This is a genomic window from Mangrovihabitans endophyticus, assembly GCF_014646155.1.
GTDB classification, from domain to species: Bacteria; Actinomycetota; Actinomycetes; order Mycobacteriales; family Micromonosporaceae; genus Actinoplanes; species Actinoplanes endophyticus.
The window spans coordinates 86,543-103,249 of sequence record NZ_BMMX01000017.1 but is presented as its reverse complement, the minus strand read 5'-3'; the positions used below and the strand labels follow the sequence as shown (position 1 = coordinate 103,249).

The window sequence follows — 16,707 nt, the reverse complement described above, 5'->3', positions numbered from 1 at the left end:
ACGCCACCGATCTTGAACTTCATGGGCCACTTCTGCCCACCTATGAACGACATATCCGACCGGAAAGTCCAAGATCGACGCACGTGCCGCTCCCAGCCTCGCCGATCTTGGACTTTCTGTGTCCGGTTAGTACCGTCAGGGGGTATATGTCTGACCGTAAAGTTCAAGATCGACGCGACGGCTCGGCGCCCCCGGGGGCGGGGGTGGGGGGCGGGGGTGGGGGTGGCGGGACTGCCGAGGTCGGCGTGGGCGGTGGCGGGGCTGCCGAGCTCGGGGTCGCCGGTGGCGGGGTGGATGACGACGTCGGGTCGCCGGAACGTGTCGGAGTGCCCGACGGTGACGCCGACGGCAACCGCCGCGCCGCCACCGTCGTCTCCGGCAGGTCGAACGTCCACCCGTCCGCCAGCAGCTCCGGGATCAGGGTGCGCAGCGCCTGCACCGTCTGCGCACGATCCCCGCCGCCGTCGTGCACCAGCACCACCGCGCGCGGCGTCACCTGGTCGCGGATGCGGCCGGCGATCACGTCCGCGCCCGGCATCGTCCAGTCGTCCGGGTCCACCAGCCAGCCCAGCGGCGTCTGGCCACGCCCGGCCGCGACGTGCGCGGTGCCGCCCCAACTGCCGTACGGCGCCCGGAAATAGGTGACCGTGGCGCCGGGCACGGCGCGTGCCAGGGCCGCGTCGGTGCGCTCCATGTCGTGGCGCGCCACGTCCGCGGACACCACGCCCAGGTCGTCATGCCGCCACGAATGGTTGCACAGCCGGTGCCCCCGGGCGACCACCTGCCGGACGATGCCCGGATAACGATCGACCTCCTCGCCCACCATGCAGAAGGTGGCCGTGATGCCGTACTCGGCGAGCAGTGCCAGCACCTGTGTGGTGTAGGGGGAAGGGCCGTCGTCGAAGGTCAGGGCGAGCCGCTTGCCGGGGTGCCGGGTGTGCACCACCACCAGGTCGCCGGTGGACGTGCCGGACTCCCCCGACCCCGACCCCGACCCCGACTCCGGCCCCGACTCCGGCGAGTGCGCCGCGCGGCGGGAGCGGCCGCGCGCGCCGGCGTCGCCCACATCGGTGCGGCCCAGATGCGCCGGCGGCGGCAGCGCCGTCGGCGGCGTGTCGGTCAGCGCGTCATGCGTGACATCGCGCCACAGCCGGGCCGGCACGGTGCCGCCCTCGATCGGTTCGCCGTCCCGGTCCCGGATCGGGCCTGGCACCGATCGTCCCAGCCATACCGCGGTGGCGAGCTGCGGCGTGTACCCGGCCATCCACGCGTCCTGGTTGTCATGCGTGTCGCCCCATTGCTGGCTGCCCGCCTCGCCCGCGGCGGGCCGGTCCGGACGCGCCTGCCCGGCCTGGACGACGGCGTGCAGCACGGCGGAGACGTCCGCCGCCGCGTTCGCGCTCAGCACCCGGGCACCGGCGGCGTGCAAGCGCCAGCGCGGCGCCCCGTCCGGCCCGGCCGCTGAGGTCACGAAGTGCCGCCGGTGCCGGATCCCGCCGGCGGCGAAGGTGGCGTACACCGACGCCAGGTCGGCCGGGGTCACCGCGTACCGGCCCAGGGCGATGTCGGCGCGGGTGCGCCCCGGCTCCGGGTCGCCGCGCACGTCGACCAGGGTCTGGCGTCCGTCGTACGTGCGGGAGACCCCCAGCCGGTACGCGGTGTCACGCACCCGCCCCGCGCCGACGCGCTGCGCGACCGCGTAGAACGGGGTGCGCAGCGAGTCCACCATCGCCTGGCGCAGGGTGCAGTCGGGGCATTGCCGCCCGTCGGGGTTGCGCAGCGGCCCGCGGCCCGGGAACGTGCGGGGTGAGCTGCCGTCCCAGCGCGAGTCGTATCCGATGCCCTGTTCCAGGGCCGCGGCCAGCACGATCGGCGTGAAGGCGGATGCCGGGGGCCGGGGCGCCGCGGCGTCGTCGAAGTAGCCGCGGCCCTGCGCGCCGCCGTAGTACGCGCGCACCCCGCCGGTGGCCGGGTCGACGGCGACCACCGCCGCGCGCAGCCCGGCCGGTTGGTCGGCGAGCGTCCCGGCCACGCGGCGCACGGCCGCCCGCTGCGCGTCCGCGTCCACCGTGGTCACCACCCGCAGGCCGCGGGTGTGCAGCTCGCGGGGCGTCACGCCGTGCCCCGCCAGTTCCCGTTCCACCTGGTCGACGATCAGCCCGTTGGCGTCGTCCAGCCGTGCGTGGGCGGGGCGCACGGGCGGGTACGCCGGGTCGGCGTCCAGCCAGCCCTGCGCGCGTTCCGCTGCGATGATCCACCTCCAGCGCTGCCGCGCGCCGGCCGGATCCACCGCCGGGTCGAAGTGGTACGGGTCCTTCACCGCCGCGGCGAGCACCGCGCCCTGGGCGGGGGTGAGACGGCCCACGCCGACCCCGAAGTACGCGCCGGCCGCGGCTGCTATCCCGTACGCGCCCCGTCCGAAGTAGATGGTGTTCAGATAACGTTCCAGGATCTGGTCCTTGGTGTACTGCCGTTCCAGCTTGACCGCCAGGACCATTTCGCGGGCCTTGCGCCCGGCCGAGAAGTCCTGGGTGAGAAAGGCGTTGCGGGCGTACTGCTGGGTGATGGTGGAGGCGCCCTCGCGCCCGCCGCGCGCGTCCGCGACCACCGCGCGCAGCATCCCGCGCAGCGACACCCCGGCGTGGTGGTAGAAGTCGCGGTCCTCGGCGGCCAGGATCGCGTGGCGCATGCCGGGCGGCACCGCGGACAGCGGCACGTCGCTGTGGTCGGTGGTGCCCACCCGGGCCAGGACGGTACGGCCGTCGGCGTAATAGAGCGTGGACGCCTGGACCGCGGCCGGGGTGCCGGGCAGCGGCACCGCGTCCACATAGGCCTCGGCCGCCCCGACGCCGGCGCCGCACCAGACGAGCGTCACCACGGCGACCCGCGCCGCCATTCTGCGCCACCTCGGGCGCGGGTCCCTCCGGTTCTCCTGAGTCACACGGAGAAGACGGCGCCGCAGCGACATCCGTTGATCCGCACCGCCGGCTCTTCGCCCGTTACCGGAGTCTCACTCGTGGTGATCCGTAATGATCTGCGGTTTCCTCGTGTTGCCTGCTGATCGGGAGAGATTTGTCATGGTGGCCGCCGGGCGAGCACTCCCCTCGGTCAGGTGCCCGCCCGGCGGCCACGTCTTGCGGCCGGTCCGTCAGCCGGTCGTGCAGACCGTGCCGTTGAGCGTGAAGGCGGCCGGCAACACGTTCGGCCCGCTGTAGGAGCCGACGAAGCCCACCGTCACCGTCTGGTCTGCGCCCAGGCCGGTGCCGGTCACCCGGACCGTGCGACCGGACTGCGCCCAGGTGGCGTTCCACCCGCTGTCCACCGACTGCCACGGCGTCGGCCAGGTGAAGGCGAGGGTCCAACCGGGGAGCGCCTCGCCGTCGTTGTTGGTGATGTCGATGCTGCCCACGAAGCCGTTGCCCCAGTCGTTGGTGTCGGTCAGCCGCACCGTGCAGGCGCTGGTCGCCGGGGTGCCGGTGGTGAACGTCAGCGGCGGTGAGGACCACGAGGCACGGCCCGCCGCGTCGCGGGCCACCACGGTCACCGTGTACCGCGTTCCGGGCCGCAGATTGCCGGCCGTGAAGGACGTGCCCGGGGTTTCGCCGAGCTGCTCGCTCACCCCGCCGTCGTTGCGGTAGACCTCGTACTTGGCGATCGGGTGCCCGCCCGCCCCGGCGGCCGCCCAGGTGAACGTCGCGGCGTGGTCGGTGACCGCGGTGGCGGTGGGCTGGCCGGGCGCATGCGGCGCTCCGGTGGGCGCGGTGGCCGGGTGCACGGTGAGCAGGGTCAGCGAGTAGGGCGGCAGGGTCTGCGCGGTCGCCGTCCCGGCCGTCGCGGTGTGCACGGCCGTGTCGCCGTTGCCGAGGGTGGCGACGGTCGGCGTGCCGGAACCCGGCGTCCATCCCCGGTAGTCCAGGGTGACCGACCGCTCCCGGTCCGGGTCCCGGTTGATCAGCAGGACCGCCAGGTCGCCGTCCGGGCGCCGGGCGGCATGCGCGGCCACCAGCGGATCGTCCGCGCCGGCCCCGATCAACTGATCCCCCGGCCGGACGAAGGAACTCATCATGCCCAGCGCCCGGTATGCCGGGAACGGGGTGTTCAGGGGAGGCTCACAGACGGTGCCGTCGGACTGGCAGTTGCCGCTGGAGAGCATGCCGTAGTCGGCGTAGTCGGTCTGCCCGGCGACGGTGCTGACCTCGCCCATGCCGTTGTGCACGTTCCACCAGTGCACCGTGAACACGCCGTTCTCCAGCAGTTCGCTGTAGGTGTCGGCGAGGAACAGGGCCCCCGGCTGGGTGTTGCGCCCGACGTCCACGTTGGTCTCGGTCATGCTGATCTTGATCCGGTCGGCGTGCGGGCCGGCGTACCGGTCGATCTGCTCCCGCAGCAGGTGCATGGCGTCGTCGAGCTGCCCGGTCTTGGCCAGCGTGGCGGCGGCGGTGGTCTCGGCCGGATACCAGTGCACGTCCACGAAGTCGATGGCCGCGCCGGCACGCGTCAGCACCTCCTGGTTCCAGGTACCGGCGTCGCCCTCGGCGACCAGGCCGTCCGGCCAGTTGCCCGGCATGGTGAGCACCGCGCCGATCTTGATGTCCGGGTCGGCGGCGCGCATCGCCTCGGCGTAGTCCACGACCCCTTGCGCGTACGCCGCGGGGCTCTTGTCCGCGTGATCGTCGGCCTCCCAGGCGGACCCGTAGTGACCGTTGCCGTAGTTCTCGTTGCCGATCGTCCAGAACCGTGCCGGGTAGTCCTTGTCCCGCGCGTACCGCACCCAGCCGGCGGCCTCCTCGGGCGTACCGGTGCCGTAGTTCGCGATGATCATCGGCTCGGCGCCGATCCGCTGGACCGAGGCCATGAAGGTGTCGAAGTCGGTGTCCGGCGCGACGTATCCGCCGGGCGCGGTGTTGTCGCGCCAGTGGTAGATGTCGGCGTAGGAACCGCCCGGGTAACGGATCATCTGGACGCCGGCGGCGTCGAGCAGGTCGGACACCGCGGTGGTGCCCAGTTGGGCGTCCCAGACGGCGTCGTTGACGCCCAGGGCGGCGCCGGGGACGACGGCAAGCCCGGCGGGGGCGTTCACGGTCACGGCGACGGGTGTGGTGGCGGCCGAGGCGGAGACGCTCGGGGGCACGGCGCTGAGCAGCGCCGCCCCACCGAGCAGCAGGGCGCCTCGCGCGATCCGGTGGACGATCGCGGACGGCATGGGTCCTCCCTCGCGGGGAATGAGGATGGGAGCGCTCCCATGCTTACCGCGCCAGCGAGGACTGTCAATACCGCCTGGGCCGAGCCGCCCTACCCGGTCCGGGCACGGCGGTCACGCCTGGTCCGGGGTGATACGCAACAGCACCCGTGGACGGCGGCCACGCGCCACGATCCGCTCCACCGTCGAGAAGATCCGGTACTCCAGCCCGTACTTGCGCCGGAACAGGTCGGTGAGCCGCGCCGCACCGGCGTCCTGGTCGATGATCTGCGCGGTGCCGGTGAGCGCCGGCGCATCCGGCGCGACCTTGCCGCCGCGGGTGCTGGGCTGCATCCGCACCCGCGGGTCACGCCGCAGCCGCTTGACCTTCCCAGTGTCCGCCGGGGTGGTGACCAGCAGCGCCTCGTCGTCGCGGGCCACCCACACCGGGGTGGGCACCGGCGTGCCGTCCCGGCGATAGGTGGTCAGCGAGACGAACCGTTGCGCACCGAGCTTCTCTGCGTTCATGACACTTGCATACCCGTCGGCCGCGTCCGGCACCCGCGGGTCCACACTCGTTGACATTGATCGATGAATGCACTGATGTGAAACCGGCATCCTCATCCGAGAACCGCAGGAGGTTCCATGTCAGCCAGACGCTGGGCGGCCACCGCCGCCGCAGCCCTCGTGACGGCCACCGTGCTCGCCCCCGCGGGCCGCGGTGTGGCCGCCACCCCCGACGCCGCGCCCACCATCACGCTGGCCGCCGGCCAGACCGGGCTGGTGCGTTTCCGGCTGCCGGGCGAGGCCATGCTGGCCCGCCTCGTCGACGACGGCGCCGACCTGGCCGCCCACCCGCGCGACGAATCCGGCGGGGTGCTCGCCGACCTGGTGGTCACCGGCGCCGAGCTGGCGGACCTGACCGCGCGGGGCGCCCAGCCCGTCCAGCTCATCCAGACCGCCGCGGACGGCGCCCGCCACCTGGCCGAGAGCCGGCGCGCGGCGCGCACCCTCGCCACCGACACCCTGCACTTCCTGCAGGCGTACTGGTGGACCTCCGGCGGGCGGACCTTCCTGCAGACCCAGGTGGCCACGACCGCCACCGACGACCCGGACGTCGAGATCACCGTCACGTGGACCACGGCCGACGGCACCACCGGCTCGTACGCGCTACGGCGGTTCTCCGACGCCGGGGAGTACCAATATCACTACGCGCTCCCCCAGCCGCTGCCCAGCCGCCCGGTGAGCGTGACCGCGACGTCCAGCCTGGGCGGCACGGCTCGGCCCACCACGCCCGAGGCGTGGCCCGGCGCACAGCCGCCCGCCCAGCCCAGCGGGTATCAGAGCGACTTCGTCGGCGCGTACATGACCCCGATCGACGTCCGCGCCCGGATCGGCCGGCTGGCCCGGCAGTACCCGGACCTGGTCGACGTCATCGACCTGCCGGACAAGACGCAGGGGTACCGGCGTACCGCCGCGGCATACCTGGGCGACCCCAACGCCGCCGCCGTGGTCGTGGAATCGGTGAAGTTCGGCGCCCAGGGCATGAACGGCGTCCAGGCGCGCACCGTAGACCCCGGGCGGCCGAACCGTCCGCTGACGGCGACCTATCGCGACCGGGTGCTCACCGTCACGCTCGCCACCGACGGCGGCGGCAAGGTGATCAGCACGACCGACGACGTGGCGGCCTTCATCTCGGCCCGCTACCCGCAGCGTTTCCGGGCCTTCGCGGAAGAAGGCTCGGAGGGCCTGCCGATGCCGGTGACCGGCCCGGTACGCTTGGACGACGGCCTGCACGGCACCGAGGTACCGCAGCACCCGTGGACCGTCCAGGCGCTGCGGATCGGCGCGGTGCGCGACGGCTCGCGCATCGGCGTGCTGGCCTATTCGCAGGAACACGCCCGCGAGTGGGCAACTCCCCTGGTCACCATGGAGTTCGCGGAACGGTTGCTGGCCAACTACGCGACCGACCCGGCCACCCGCGACCTGCTGCAGTCGGTGGACGTGTTCGTGATCCCGACGGTCAACCCGGACGGCGCCAACTACTCCTTCAATGACTTCAACTTCCAGCGCAAGAACATGGTCAATCATTGCACCGGCCAGGATCGTGACCCGGTGTACCGCGACCTGTGGGGCGTGGACGTCAACCGCAACTACGCCGTCGGGTCGCTCTTCGACGGATACGCCGGGGCCAGTACGGGATGCCTGTCCGGCACGTACGCCGGAACCGGGGAACTGTCCGAACCGGAAAGCCGCAACGTGATCGCGCTGGCGCGGGCGCACCAGAACATAGAATTCGCCCTGAACGTGCACAGCTACGGCGGATACTTCATGTGGCCGCCGGGCGCCTACCAGGCGGACGGGCGGATCACCCTGCCACGGCCGTCCATCGACGAGTCGAAATACTTCCTGGACAGCGCGCGGCGCATCATCGCGGCCATCGGCTCGTACCGGGGCACCGTCACCTGGCCGTCCTACACCGGGCCGGTGGCGGACGTGCTGTACTCGGCGGCCGGCAACTCGGCCGACGAGCTGTACTACGACCAGGGCATCTTCGCCTGGGACTTCGAAGTGGGCAACGACCGCTGGAACGAGTCGGCGCAACGCTGGGAGGGTGTGGGCTTCCAGCCGCCGTTCGACGAGGCGCATGCGGAGTCCCAGGAGTACGCGGCGGGCCTGATGGAGCTGGTCCGCGTGGCACACGACCGGGCAGCGCAGCAGGGCTGACCGTACGGCGCGCCCGCCGGCCCACACGACCCCGGTCCAAGCCCGCCCTCCCCGCCCTCACCCCGCCCTCGCCGCCCTCGCCGCCCTCGCCGCCCTCGCCACCCTCGCCGACCTCGCCGACCTCGCCACCCTCGCCACCCTCGCCACCCTCGCCACCCTCGCCACCCTCGCCACCCTCGCCACCCTCGCCACCCTCGCCACCCTTGGACTTAGCGCGCCAGTCTTGCCCGCACAAATCGCACATGTCCGACCCGCAAGTCCAAGATCGTCCTCCACAGACTGAAGAACCGAGTCGATCTTGGAGTTTGCGGTCGGACATGTGGCCTTTGGCAGTGCATAACGACCACACAAAGTTCAAGATCGACGGGGCACGCGGGGGCGCGGGCGAGCGCGGGGCGACGGGGCGGGCGAGGGCCGGGGCGGGGGCGGGGGCGGGCGGGGCGTTCGGGACTTGGACGTTCGGGTTCGCCTGGTGGCGCCCTTTGCCCAAGCCGCGGTGCGGTTGCCACCCGTTCGGGGGAACCGGAGCCGCGAAATGCATTCGGAGAGTTATTCTCTAATCACGTTTCGTCACATTGGAGTCGGTGTGAGAAATGTCCAGAGTCCTAGCCTCCGAGTACTACGCACGTACGGACTTGTCTCTGCTCCGAATCGGACAACAATCACGTCATGGCGTACGACAAGAAGGACCTGCCCTACCCGTATAATCAGGACCTTTCCGGCATTGTCACCCGCGTCAAGGGCGTCCGGAAGTCCACACGGGACGCCCTGGTCAACTCGCTGAAGGTGGCGTCGTACCTGAAGGCAGGCGCCAACCTCGTCGAGCACAACCTCGGTGCGCGGGACCCCGGTGAGTGCGCCGCCGACAGTGATCGCAAGCCGTACTGGTCAGGGCTGCGATTCCTCACCGAGCGCGCCCTGTCGCGGGAGATGGAAACCCTGTCGCCGCCATTCCTGCGCCAGAAGGGCGACGGGCCGTACCGGGCCACCTGGGCGTGCCACGACGACTACATCAACGACCTTCTGACGTTCCTTTTCCACGCCATGAACTACGACCCGCAGTACGGCGCCGGCCTGGAGACGCGCGGCGACTGGCTGATCACCGACCGGAGCTTCGTGGACGCGGTCGAGCGTGCGGCGTACCACGAAGTGCGAGCCATCTGCCGGATGCCGCTGTTCCGGCTGCAGTTGATCATGGCCGCCACCGCCGATCGCAACGACGGCATCCACGACGCGATCGCCAACAACTACGCCGGCGCCCTTGAGCCCTGGATGAAGATCTACGCCGAGACCATCGCCGCGCGCGGCTACCAGCTACGCCAGGGCATCACGCTTGAGGAGTTCACCAACATTCTGGCCGCCATCACCGAGGGCTTCGCGGTGCACCAGCTCGGCGACCCGGGTGCCGGGATCATCGGCGAGGACCCGGCCGGGAACCTGGCCGGCAAGGCGATCCTCGCGATGATGCACAGCTATCTCGAACCGATCGATGAACCAAGCGGCCGGACTCTGCGTGAACTCTTTGAAAGCGGCGCGAACGACGACACCGCGACGACCGATGGGGACTGACATGACGAGCACGACCGAGCGATCCGCGGCCCGCCCCGCGCGGGCTCCGTCCTGGTGGGACCGTCAAGGTGACCTGATCATGCGGCGACCGTTCAACGAATGGACGTTCACGCACATGAACTGGCTGATGCCGACCGAGCGGGTGCCGCGCGGCGAGGCGCACCGGCCGCTGCGTCACGATCCGCAGCCGATGGACCTGACCTATCGCTTCGAGGACCGCGACTACAGCATAGAGGATCTGCACCGGCGGACGTTCACCACGGCCTTCGTGGTGCTGCGTCAGGGCATGGTGGTGCACGAATGCTATCCCGGCGCGTTCGCCGGCCCTCGCTCGCGGATGCAACTGTTCTCGGTCTCCAAATCGGTGACGTCGATGCTGCTCGGCATCGCGCTCGCCGAGGGCGCGATCGACAGCGTCAAGGACCGGGTCACCGACTACCTGCCCAGTTTCGGTGACACGGCGTACGCCGAGAACACCCTCGCCGACCTGCTGGACATGAGCAGCGGGGTGGGCGACCGGGAGGACTGGGACGTGCCGGACAGCGGGATCAAGCGTTTCGAGCAGGCCGTCATGGGCGGCGGGAACGTCGCCCAGGTGGTACGCGCGGCGCCGCGCACCGCGGCACCCGGCCAACGGTTCAACTACTCCACCTTCGACGCCCAGGTCATCGGCTGGATCCTGGAATCGGCCACCGGCATGTCCCTCGCCGCGTACGCCACGAAACGCCTGTGGAGCGCGATCGGCGCCGAGCGGGACGCGTTCTACTGGCTGACCCGGGCACGCCCGCGCACCGCGATCGGGGCCGGCTCGTTCAACGCCACCGCCCGCGACGTGGCCCGGCTCGGGCTGCTCATGGCGCACGACGGCGCGATCGCGGACCGGCAGATCGTGCCCCGTGACTGGGTGCGCCGCAGCCGCGGGAGCGACCAGCCGCACCTGGCCGTCGGCGCGCTCGGTCCGAGCGGGTACGACCACTACGGATATGCCAACCAGTGGTGGACGCTGGGCGGCATGGCATTCGACGCGTTCACCGCGGTGGGTGTGCACGGACAATACCTCTTCGTCGACTCGTCGGCCGACGTGGTGATCGTCAAATGCAGCGCCTGGCCCACACAGGACGATGAGCGCCGCGACCGGGAGACCATCACCGCGCTGCGCCGTATCGCGGATCATTTCGCCTGATCGGCGATTCTTTTTCACCACCCTTTTCGCTATTCCTGTACGGCTCTATCCTGCCCAAATAGCACACCCCACCGAAAGGCCACGTACGTGAAAACCCTATTCGTGCGGCGATTCGCTGCGGTCGTCGCGGTCGTGATTGCCGGCATCTTATCCACCGCCGTTCCGGCACAGGCCAGGCTCGGCACCGGAACGGTGCTGCTCAGCACCTCCGCGACGCTGCCGCCAGAGCTGGAGCCGCTGGCCACCGGCACGCGTGTCACGTACGTGACCACCGCGATCGACGGCACCCCCATTCCGGCGACCGGGCTCGTGCTCACCCCGAAGACCGGCAAGACGGACAAGACCGTGGTATGGGCGCACGGCTCCACCGGGCTGGCCGACCAGTGCGCGCCCAGCAGCAACATGGACGTCTTCTGGCCCGAGGCGCGGGCGGCCATCGCCAAGTTGCTGCAGAAGGGCTGGACGGTCACCGCACCCGACTACCCCGGCCTGGGCACGCCGCAGGATCACCCGTACCTGATGGGGATGAGCGAAGCGCGGTCCATCATCGACAGCGTCAAGGCGGCGCGTGCGCTCGACGCGACGCTGAGCACCCAGTATGTGGTGGACGGCCACTCGCAGGGCGGCCAGGGCGCGTTGTTCGCCGACGAGCTCGCTCCCGCGTACGACGGTGGGCTGGTGTTGAAGGGCGTGGCCTCGATCGCGCCGGTGTCCAACGCGCAGATCTTCGCCCCGCTGGTGCCGGGCACGCCCGGGAACGGCTATCTGGTGATGGGACTCTATGGGCTCAAGGCGGTCGACAAGACGTTCAACCCGAACACCGTGCTGGCGGCGCCGGCGAAGCAGAAGACGTCGGTCCTGCGCACCGGATGCCTGTACGAGATCCTTGACGCGTACGCGTCGCTGACCGCCGAGCAACTGCTCAACGGCGGCGCGTTGCCCCAGCCGGTGCTCGACGAGCTGGCCCTGTACGTCGACCCGGCACAGTCCGCACCGAGCGCGCCGATCCTGCTGGTGCAGGGCACCGAGGACGAGGCGGTGCCGTACGGCTTGACCGCCGGGGCGCTGCTCCCCGAGTTGCAGGCGTACGACCAGCCGGTCGAATTCGTGCAGGTCGACGGCGCGGACCACGACGGCGCGGTGTTCGCCACCGTGGACACGGTCGCCGATTGGATCGCGGCCCGGTTCGGCTGAACCCGGGCCTCGGCACCCCCCGAGCCGACGGCATCCCACGCGCCCACCCCCCGCGTGGGATGCCGTCACGTCAAGGGCTGGTCCCGGCACTCGCCGGGCCCAGCCCTCGCCGGCCCAGCCCTCGCCAACCCAGCACTCTCGCGGGGACCAGCCCTCCCGGGGACCAGCCCTCGCGGGGACCAGCCCTCGCGGGGACCAGCATTGTTGAAAAAAGTTCACTCACTAACCGGAAACGGCGAAACCGTCCGGCAGGCTACGCATTGCCCCATCCCGGTGATAGAAACCATCTCCGGCTGTCGGGCGGTCGTGTGGCGGCGACGCGGATCCCGATGCCATGACGTCCGGATTTCACAACGGCGCCGGCATGGAGATCACCCGATGTCGACAACGCTCCACTGGGAACTGCGCAACACCGTGGTCGCGACGTGGTATGCCCGGCTGTCCGCGAACAGCTCTCCGCGTCGCAATCATTGGCAGACGAGATCCATCTATTTCCGGGCCACGGCGCAACTGATCGCCGATGAGGTATCCGCGCCACTGACGTGGCGCAGCATCGTGGCGGCCACCGAGCCACGCGGCAGCAGGAGCACGTTCTATGAGGTGGCCGGTGCCCGGGCCCGCCATCGCATGGTCGACGCCCTGATCCGCGACGGGCGCCCGACATCCGTGGAGCTCGCCCTGCACTATCTGCGCCGGGACCCGGTCGAGCAGCTCATCGACGAGACGAAGGTGTGGTCGTACTGGCCGTACCGGCAGCGTGCGCTTGAGCAGTCCGCCACGGACGACCCGCCGACGCTGGTGGCGACGCTGAACCGGACCGTGGCCGACTGGGCCGGACAGCACGCCGGGCTGGCCGCGGCGGTGCGGCACAGCCCGCCCGCCTGCGCGGCGGAGGATCTCACCGTGCTGCATCAGGGCGGCCTCGCGGCGACGCGGGCCGCGGCACGCCTGACCGACGTGATCGTGCGGGCCGTCGCCGCGCGCTGAGACGCTGGTGACCGCGGCGGCCGGTGACGCCGGTGAGGGACACCCCCGTTCCCTGCCCCTGACCGGCATCCCGCCCTCCACGGCCGATGCCGCGGCGATCCGGGAGACGGCCGGAGCGCCTACCCTGGGCAGTTGGCCTCCGGTCACCCGCCCCCTCGGGTGACATCGTCGAAAAGCGACACTACGCTCGTTTCCAATGTGTACGCAACGCCTGTTTATCCGTGCGCAGCTCTCAACAATCGTTTAACGAGAGCGGAGAACCACGATGGACGAGAAGGCTCATGAGCCCGCCGACTCCCTCGCTACGAAGATCAACCGGTTGTTCGCCACCATCCGGCCCAGGCCCGAGGAGATACGACGTGGACGGCACGGACGGGAGTACTTCAACAGCGAGGTCGCGGATCGCATCAACGGACCCGGCGAGGTGGCCGACCGGATCCGGCGTGCTGTGGGCGAGGTCACCATCAGCGGTGCCTACATCGGCGAGCTGCGCCAGGGGAAGGTGACCGATCCGCGCCTGAGCCACCTCAAGGCTCTGGCCATCGCCTTCGGCGTACCGGTCGGATACCTGGTCGAGGACGTCGACCCCGGATCGGCCGCGGAGGTCACGCGCGACCTGGAACGCCTCGACCAGTTGCGCCGCGTGGGCGCGCAACAGGTGTTGCTGCGCGACGTGTTGGCCGGAACCGGGCTCTCCGACCGCAGCCAGGCGGCGATGACCGCGATCTTCGAGCAACTACTGGAGGTCGAGGGCATCGTCGGGGATCAGCGGCCCGGCCCGGGCTCGCAACCGTGATCGTCGGCGTGTGGCGGCCAGCCCGCCCGCCCATGGCTTCGGAGAACGATGTGGTGAACAAAGGACAGTTCCGGCGGCTCGTCCGCGACCTTGAGCTGCCCCGGCGCGTCGATGTCGCGGGGCTGTGCGCCGCGGTCGGCCGGCGGCTGGGGCGTCCGGTGGTCGTCCGCAGCGCCCACCTGCCCCCGGACCTGCCCAGCGGCCTGGTCATCGTCACGTCGGCCCACTTCGTGATCTTCCTGGACGCCCTGGCCGACTCGTGGCTGCAGGACGGCATCGTCTGCCACGAGCTGGCGCATCTGCTGCTCGGCCACCACGTCGAACCGGTCACCGACCCGGACGCCACCCGCCGCATCCTGCCCACGCTGGACCCGGACACGGTGCTCCGCGCGCTGGGCCGCACCTGTTACGACGAGTCGTCCGAGCACGACGCCGAAGCGCTCGGCACCGCGCTGTTCAGCCTGCTCAACCCCTGGCCACGAGACGATGCCCGAGGTGTGCCGAGGGGCGATCCGGACGTCATCGAACGCATCGAACGGGCGCTGGGGTCGGAATGAACGACGTGCTCTACCCGGTCGCCGCCGTGGTCGCCTGGGCCGCGTTCCTCTACCGGCTCGTCCGAGGGCTGCGCCGGGACCCGGGCGACCCCGCGCTCTACGCCATCTGCACGGCGTTCGCCCTGATGGGTGCGATCTTCACGATCTCCACCCCGGTGATCTGGGGCGCCCTGGACCGCGCGGCGGGCATGCCGAACCTGTCGCTGCTGGTGTCGCAGGGCGGGGTGGTGGCGTTCTCGGTCACCATCCAGTGCCTGATCATCTTCTGGACCCGGCCGCGCGCGCAGGGCTGGCGGCATGCCCGGTGGCGGGTGGCCGCCGTGGTGCTGGTGCTCACGCTGATGGCGGTGTTGTTCAGCCTGACCGCCGAGCGGGAGGAGTCGCTGCGCACCGCCGCCGCCAGCTACGCCCACGACCCGGCGTACGCCGCCTATCTCGGCATCTACGTCGCCGCGGTGGCCCTCGGCGTGGTCGACATCATGCGCCTGTGCCTGTCGTACGCCGGAGGCGCCGGGCGGTCCTGGCTGACACGCGGCCTGCGGGTGACCGCGGCGGGCGGCGGGCTCGGCCTGCTGTACTGCCTGCTGCGCACGGTGACGCTGGTGGCCGCTCAGGTGGACAGTGACCCGTACCGCTGGGAGTTCCTGGTGCCGCCGGTGTCCGCGGTCGGCGCGATGCTCATCGTGGTCGGCCTGACGCTGCCCGGCCTCGGCCCGAAAATGTCCGCCGCCGCCGGATGGATCGTCCGGCGGCGCGCGTACCGGGCGATCCGGCCGCTGTGGGAGGCCGTCCGGGTGACCACGCCGGAGGTGGTGCTGGACCGTTCCGGCGGGCGGCGAGGCCCGGATCACCGCCTGCACCGCCGGATCATCGAAATCGGCGACGGCCTGCGAGCCGTCCGCGAGCATGTGGACGACCGCGTCGGTCGGCTTGCCGCGGGCGCCGCCCACCGGGCCGGCCTGACCGGCGGGGAACTGGCGGCGACGGTATACGCGGCGCAGTTGCGCGTCGCCTTCGCCGCCCGGGAGGCACAGCGCCGGCGCGACGCGCTCGAACCGACCGCCGCCGAACGCGCCCGCCGGCGGCGGTGGGACGCCTGGCTGGGCACGCAGCGGGCCGGCACGCCCCTGCCGGCGGATGCCGCGGACGGCCCCGCGGTGCACCGCTCACCCGGCCGTGACCTGGCCGACGAGGTGCGATGGCTGGCCGCCGTGGCCGCCGCGCTGTCCCGCTCCCCCGTCGTCGCGGACGTCGCCGCGACGACGGGGGACGAATCCGTCGAGAATGACCACGCCGCCGCCGAAGGGAACCACAGCGAATGACCGCGCCACTGCCGGAGTCCGTCGTCACCGACCCCCACGGGGTCTACACCGAGCTGCGGGAATCCGCGCCGGTGCACCGCTTCCGCCTGCCCGACGGCGCCACCGCGTGGATCGTGACACGCTACGCGGACGCCCGCGCGGCGCTCGCCGATCCGCGCCTGTCGCTGAACAAGAGGTATGCGGCAGACGGCGCTTGGAAGGGGTTCGGGCTGCCGCCGGCGCTGGACACCAACCTGCTCAACATGGACCCGCCGGACCACACCCGGATCCGCCGGCTGGTGTCCCCGGCCTTCACCGCGCGCCGCATCGAGGCGTTGCGGCGCGACATCGAGCGGAAGGCGCATGACCTGCTGGAACCGATCGCCGCGGCCGGAGGCGGTGACCTGGTGCGCGGCTTCGCCGCGCCGCTGCCGGTAGCGGTGATCTGCGATGTGCTGGGCATTCCGGCAGACCGCCGCGCGGACCTGCGAGGCTGGGCCGGGACCATGCTCGCACCGCCGGCCGACGATCCGGCCGCCCCGGCCCGGGCGGTGGCCTCGCTGATCGAGCTGCTGACGACGGTCATCGCCGGCAAACGCGCGGAGCCGGGTCCGGACATCCTGTCCGCCCTGGTGGCGGCCCGCGACGACGACGGCGACCGGCTCACCGAGGACGAGCTGACCTCGCTGGCGTTCCTGGTGCTGGTGGCCGGCTACGAGAACTCGGTCAACCTGATCGGGCTGGCGGTGCTCACGTTGCTGCGGCATCCGGACCAGTGGGCGGCGCTGCGCCACGATCCCGCGCTGATCCCCGGGGCGGTGCGCGAACTGATGCGTTTCGAGCCTCCGGCCCCGGTGTCCATCCGGCGGTTCGCCACCGTGGACCTGGAGATCGGCGGCGTGCGCATCCCGGCCGGCGACACGGTGATGGTCTCCCTCGCCGCAGCCGACCGCGACCCGGCACGCTACCCCGACCCGGACACGCTGGACCTGCGGCGGGACACGTCGGCGCAGCTTACCCTCGGGCACGGCATCCACCACTGCCTCGGCGCGCCGCTGGCGCGGTTGGAGGCGGAGGTGGCGGTCGGCGCGGTGCTGCGCCGGATGCCGGAGCTGAAGCTGGACGTGGACGATGCGACGCTGCGCTGGCGACCCTCGTTCCGGTCGCGCGCGTTGCTGAGCCTTCCGGTGCGCGTCTGACTCTCGGCGAACGCT

General features: G+C 71.4%; 12 protein-coding genes. 9 read left to right on the top strand and 3 right to left on the bottom strand.

The annotated features are described in order from the left end of the window. Nucleotides 1–163: 163 nt before the first annotated feature. The 3 genes from IEY73_RS19135 to IEY73_RS19125 all read right to left on the bottom strand — a co-directional run bounded on the left by IEY73_RS19135 (nucleotide 164) and on the right by IEY73_RS19125 (nucleotide 5,707). Nucleotides 164–2,896: a transglycosylase domain-containing protein gene (locus tag IEY73_RS19135; RefSeq protein ID WP_229715958.1), complete on the bottom strand. Its 2,733-nt coding sequence runs from the start codon at nucleotides 2,894–2,896 to the stop codon at nucleotides 164–166. 252 nt (nucleotides 2,897–3,148) lie between these two features. Continuing rightward, nucleotides 3,149–5,203: a cellulose binding domain-containing protein gene (locus IEY73_RS19130; protein ID WP_189080614.1), complete on the bottom strand. Its 2,055-nt coding sequence runs from the start codon at nucleotides 5,201–5,203 to the stop codon at nucleotides 3,149–3,151. Nucleotides 5,204–5,314: 111 nt separating this feature from the next. Beyond that, complete coding sequence (locus tag IEY73_RS19125; RefSeq protein WP_189080613.1) at nucleotides 5,315–5,707, bottom strand: PPOX class F420-dependent oxidoreductase; 393 nt, start codon at nucleotides 5,705–5,707, stop codon at nucleotides 5,315–5,317. A gap of 117 nt (nucleotides 5,708–5,824) precedes the next feature. Here IEY73_RS19125 and IEY73_RS19120 point away from each other — a divergent pair, with 117 nt between their 5' ends. From IEY73_RS19120 to IEY73_RS19080, 9 genes are all read left to right on the top strand, one after another. Further along, nucleotides 5,825–7,906: a M14 family zinc carboxypeptidase gene (locus IEY73_RS19120; RefSeq protein ID WP_189080612.1), complete on the top strand. Its 2,082-nt coding sequence runs from the start codon at nucleotides 5,825–5,827 to the stop codon at nucleotides 7,904–7,906. A 669-nt stretch (nucleotides 7,907–8,575) separates the two neighbouring features. After that, a complete protein-coding gene (locus IEY73_RS19115; RefSeq protein ID WP_189080611.1) occupies nucleotides 8,576–9,475 on the top strand; it encodes a hypothetical protein in 900 nt (299 codons plus the stop codon). Between the two features lies 1 nt (nucleotide 9,476). Next, on the top strand, nucleotides 9,477–10,658 hold the full coding sequence (locus tag IEY73_RS19110) for a serine hydrolase domain-containing protein (RefSeq protein ID WP_229715957.1): 1,182 nt from the start codon (nucleotides 9,477–9,479) through the stop codon (nucleotides 10,656–10,658). Nucleotides 10,659–10,745: 87 nt separating this feature from the next. Continuing rightward, nucleotides 10,746–11,852 (top strand): alpha/beta hydrolase family protein, encoded by a 1,107-nt coding sequence (locus IEY73_RS19105; protein WP_189080609.1) that lies wholly within the window; start codon nucleotides 10,746–10,748, stop codon nucleotides 11,850–11,852. Nucleotides 11,853–12,230: 378 nt separating this feature from the next. Then, nucleotides 12,231–12,839, top strand: coding sequence for a hypothetical protein (locus IEY73_RS19100; RefSeq protein WP_189080608.1), 609 nt, complete (start codon nucleotides 12,231–12,233; stop codon nucleotides 12,837–12,839). 265 nt (nucleotides 12,840–13,104) lie between these two features. Then, nucleotides 13,105–13,635 carry a helix-turn-helix domain-containing protein gene (locus IEY73_RS19095; protein WP_189080607.1) on the top strand — a complete coding sequence of 177 codons (531 nt, stop codon included), beginning with the start codon at nucleotides 13,105–13,107 and terminating at the stop codon, nucleotides 13,633–13,635. 53 nt (nucleotides 13,636–13,688) lie between these two features. Continuing rightward, on the top strand, nucleotides 13,689–14,192 hold the full coding sequence (locus tag IEY73_RS19090; protein ID WP_189080606.1) for a hypothetical protein: 504 nt from the start codon (nucleotides 13,689–13,691) through the stop codon (nucleotides 14,190–14,192). Then, nucleotides 14,189–15,514 (top strand): MAB_1171c family putative transporter, encoded by a 1,326-nt coding sequence (locus IEY73_RS19085; protein ID WP_189080605.1) that lies wholly within the window; start codon nucleotides 14,189–14,191, stop codon nucleotides 15,512–15,514. The genes IEY73_RS19090 and IEY73_RS19085 overlap by 4 nt, the downstream gene beginning before the upstream one ends. Continuing rightward, nucleotides 15,511–16,692, top strand: a complete 1,182-nt coding sequence (locus IEY73_RS19080; protein ID WP_189080604.1) for a cytochrome P450 family protein — start codon at nucleotides 15,511–15,513, stop codon at nucleotides 16,690–16,692. Before IEY73_RS19085 ends, IEY73_RS19080 begins: the two co-directional genes overlap by 4 nt. Nucleotides 16,693–16,707: the final 15 nt, after the last annotated feature.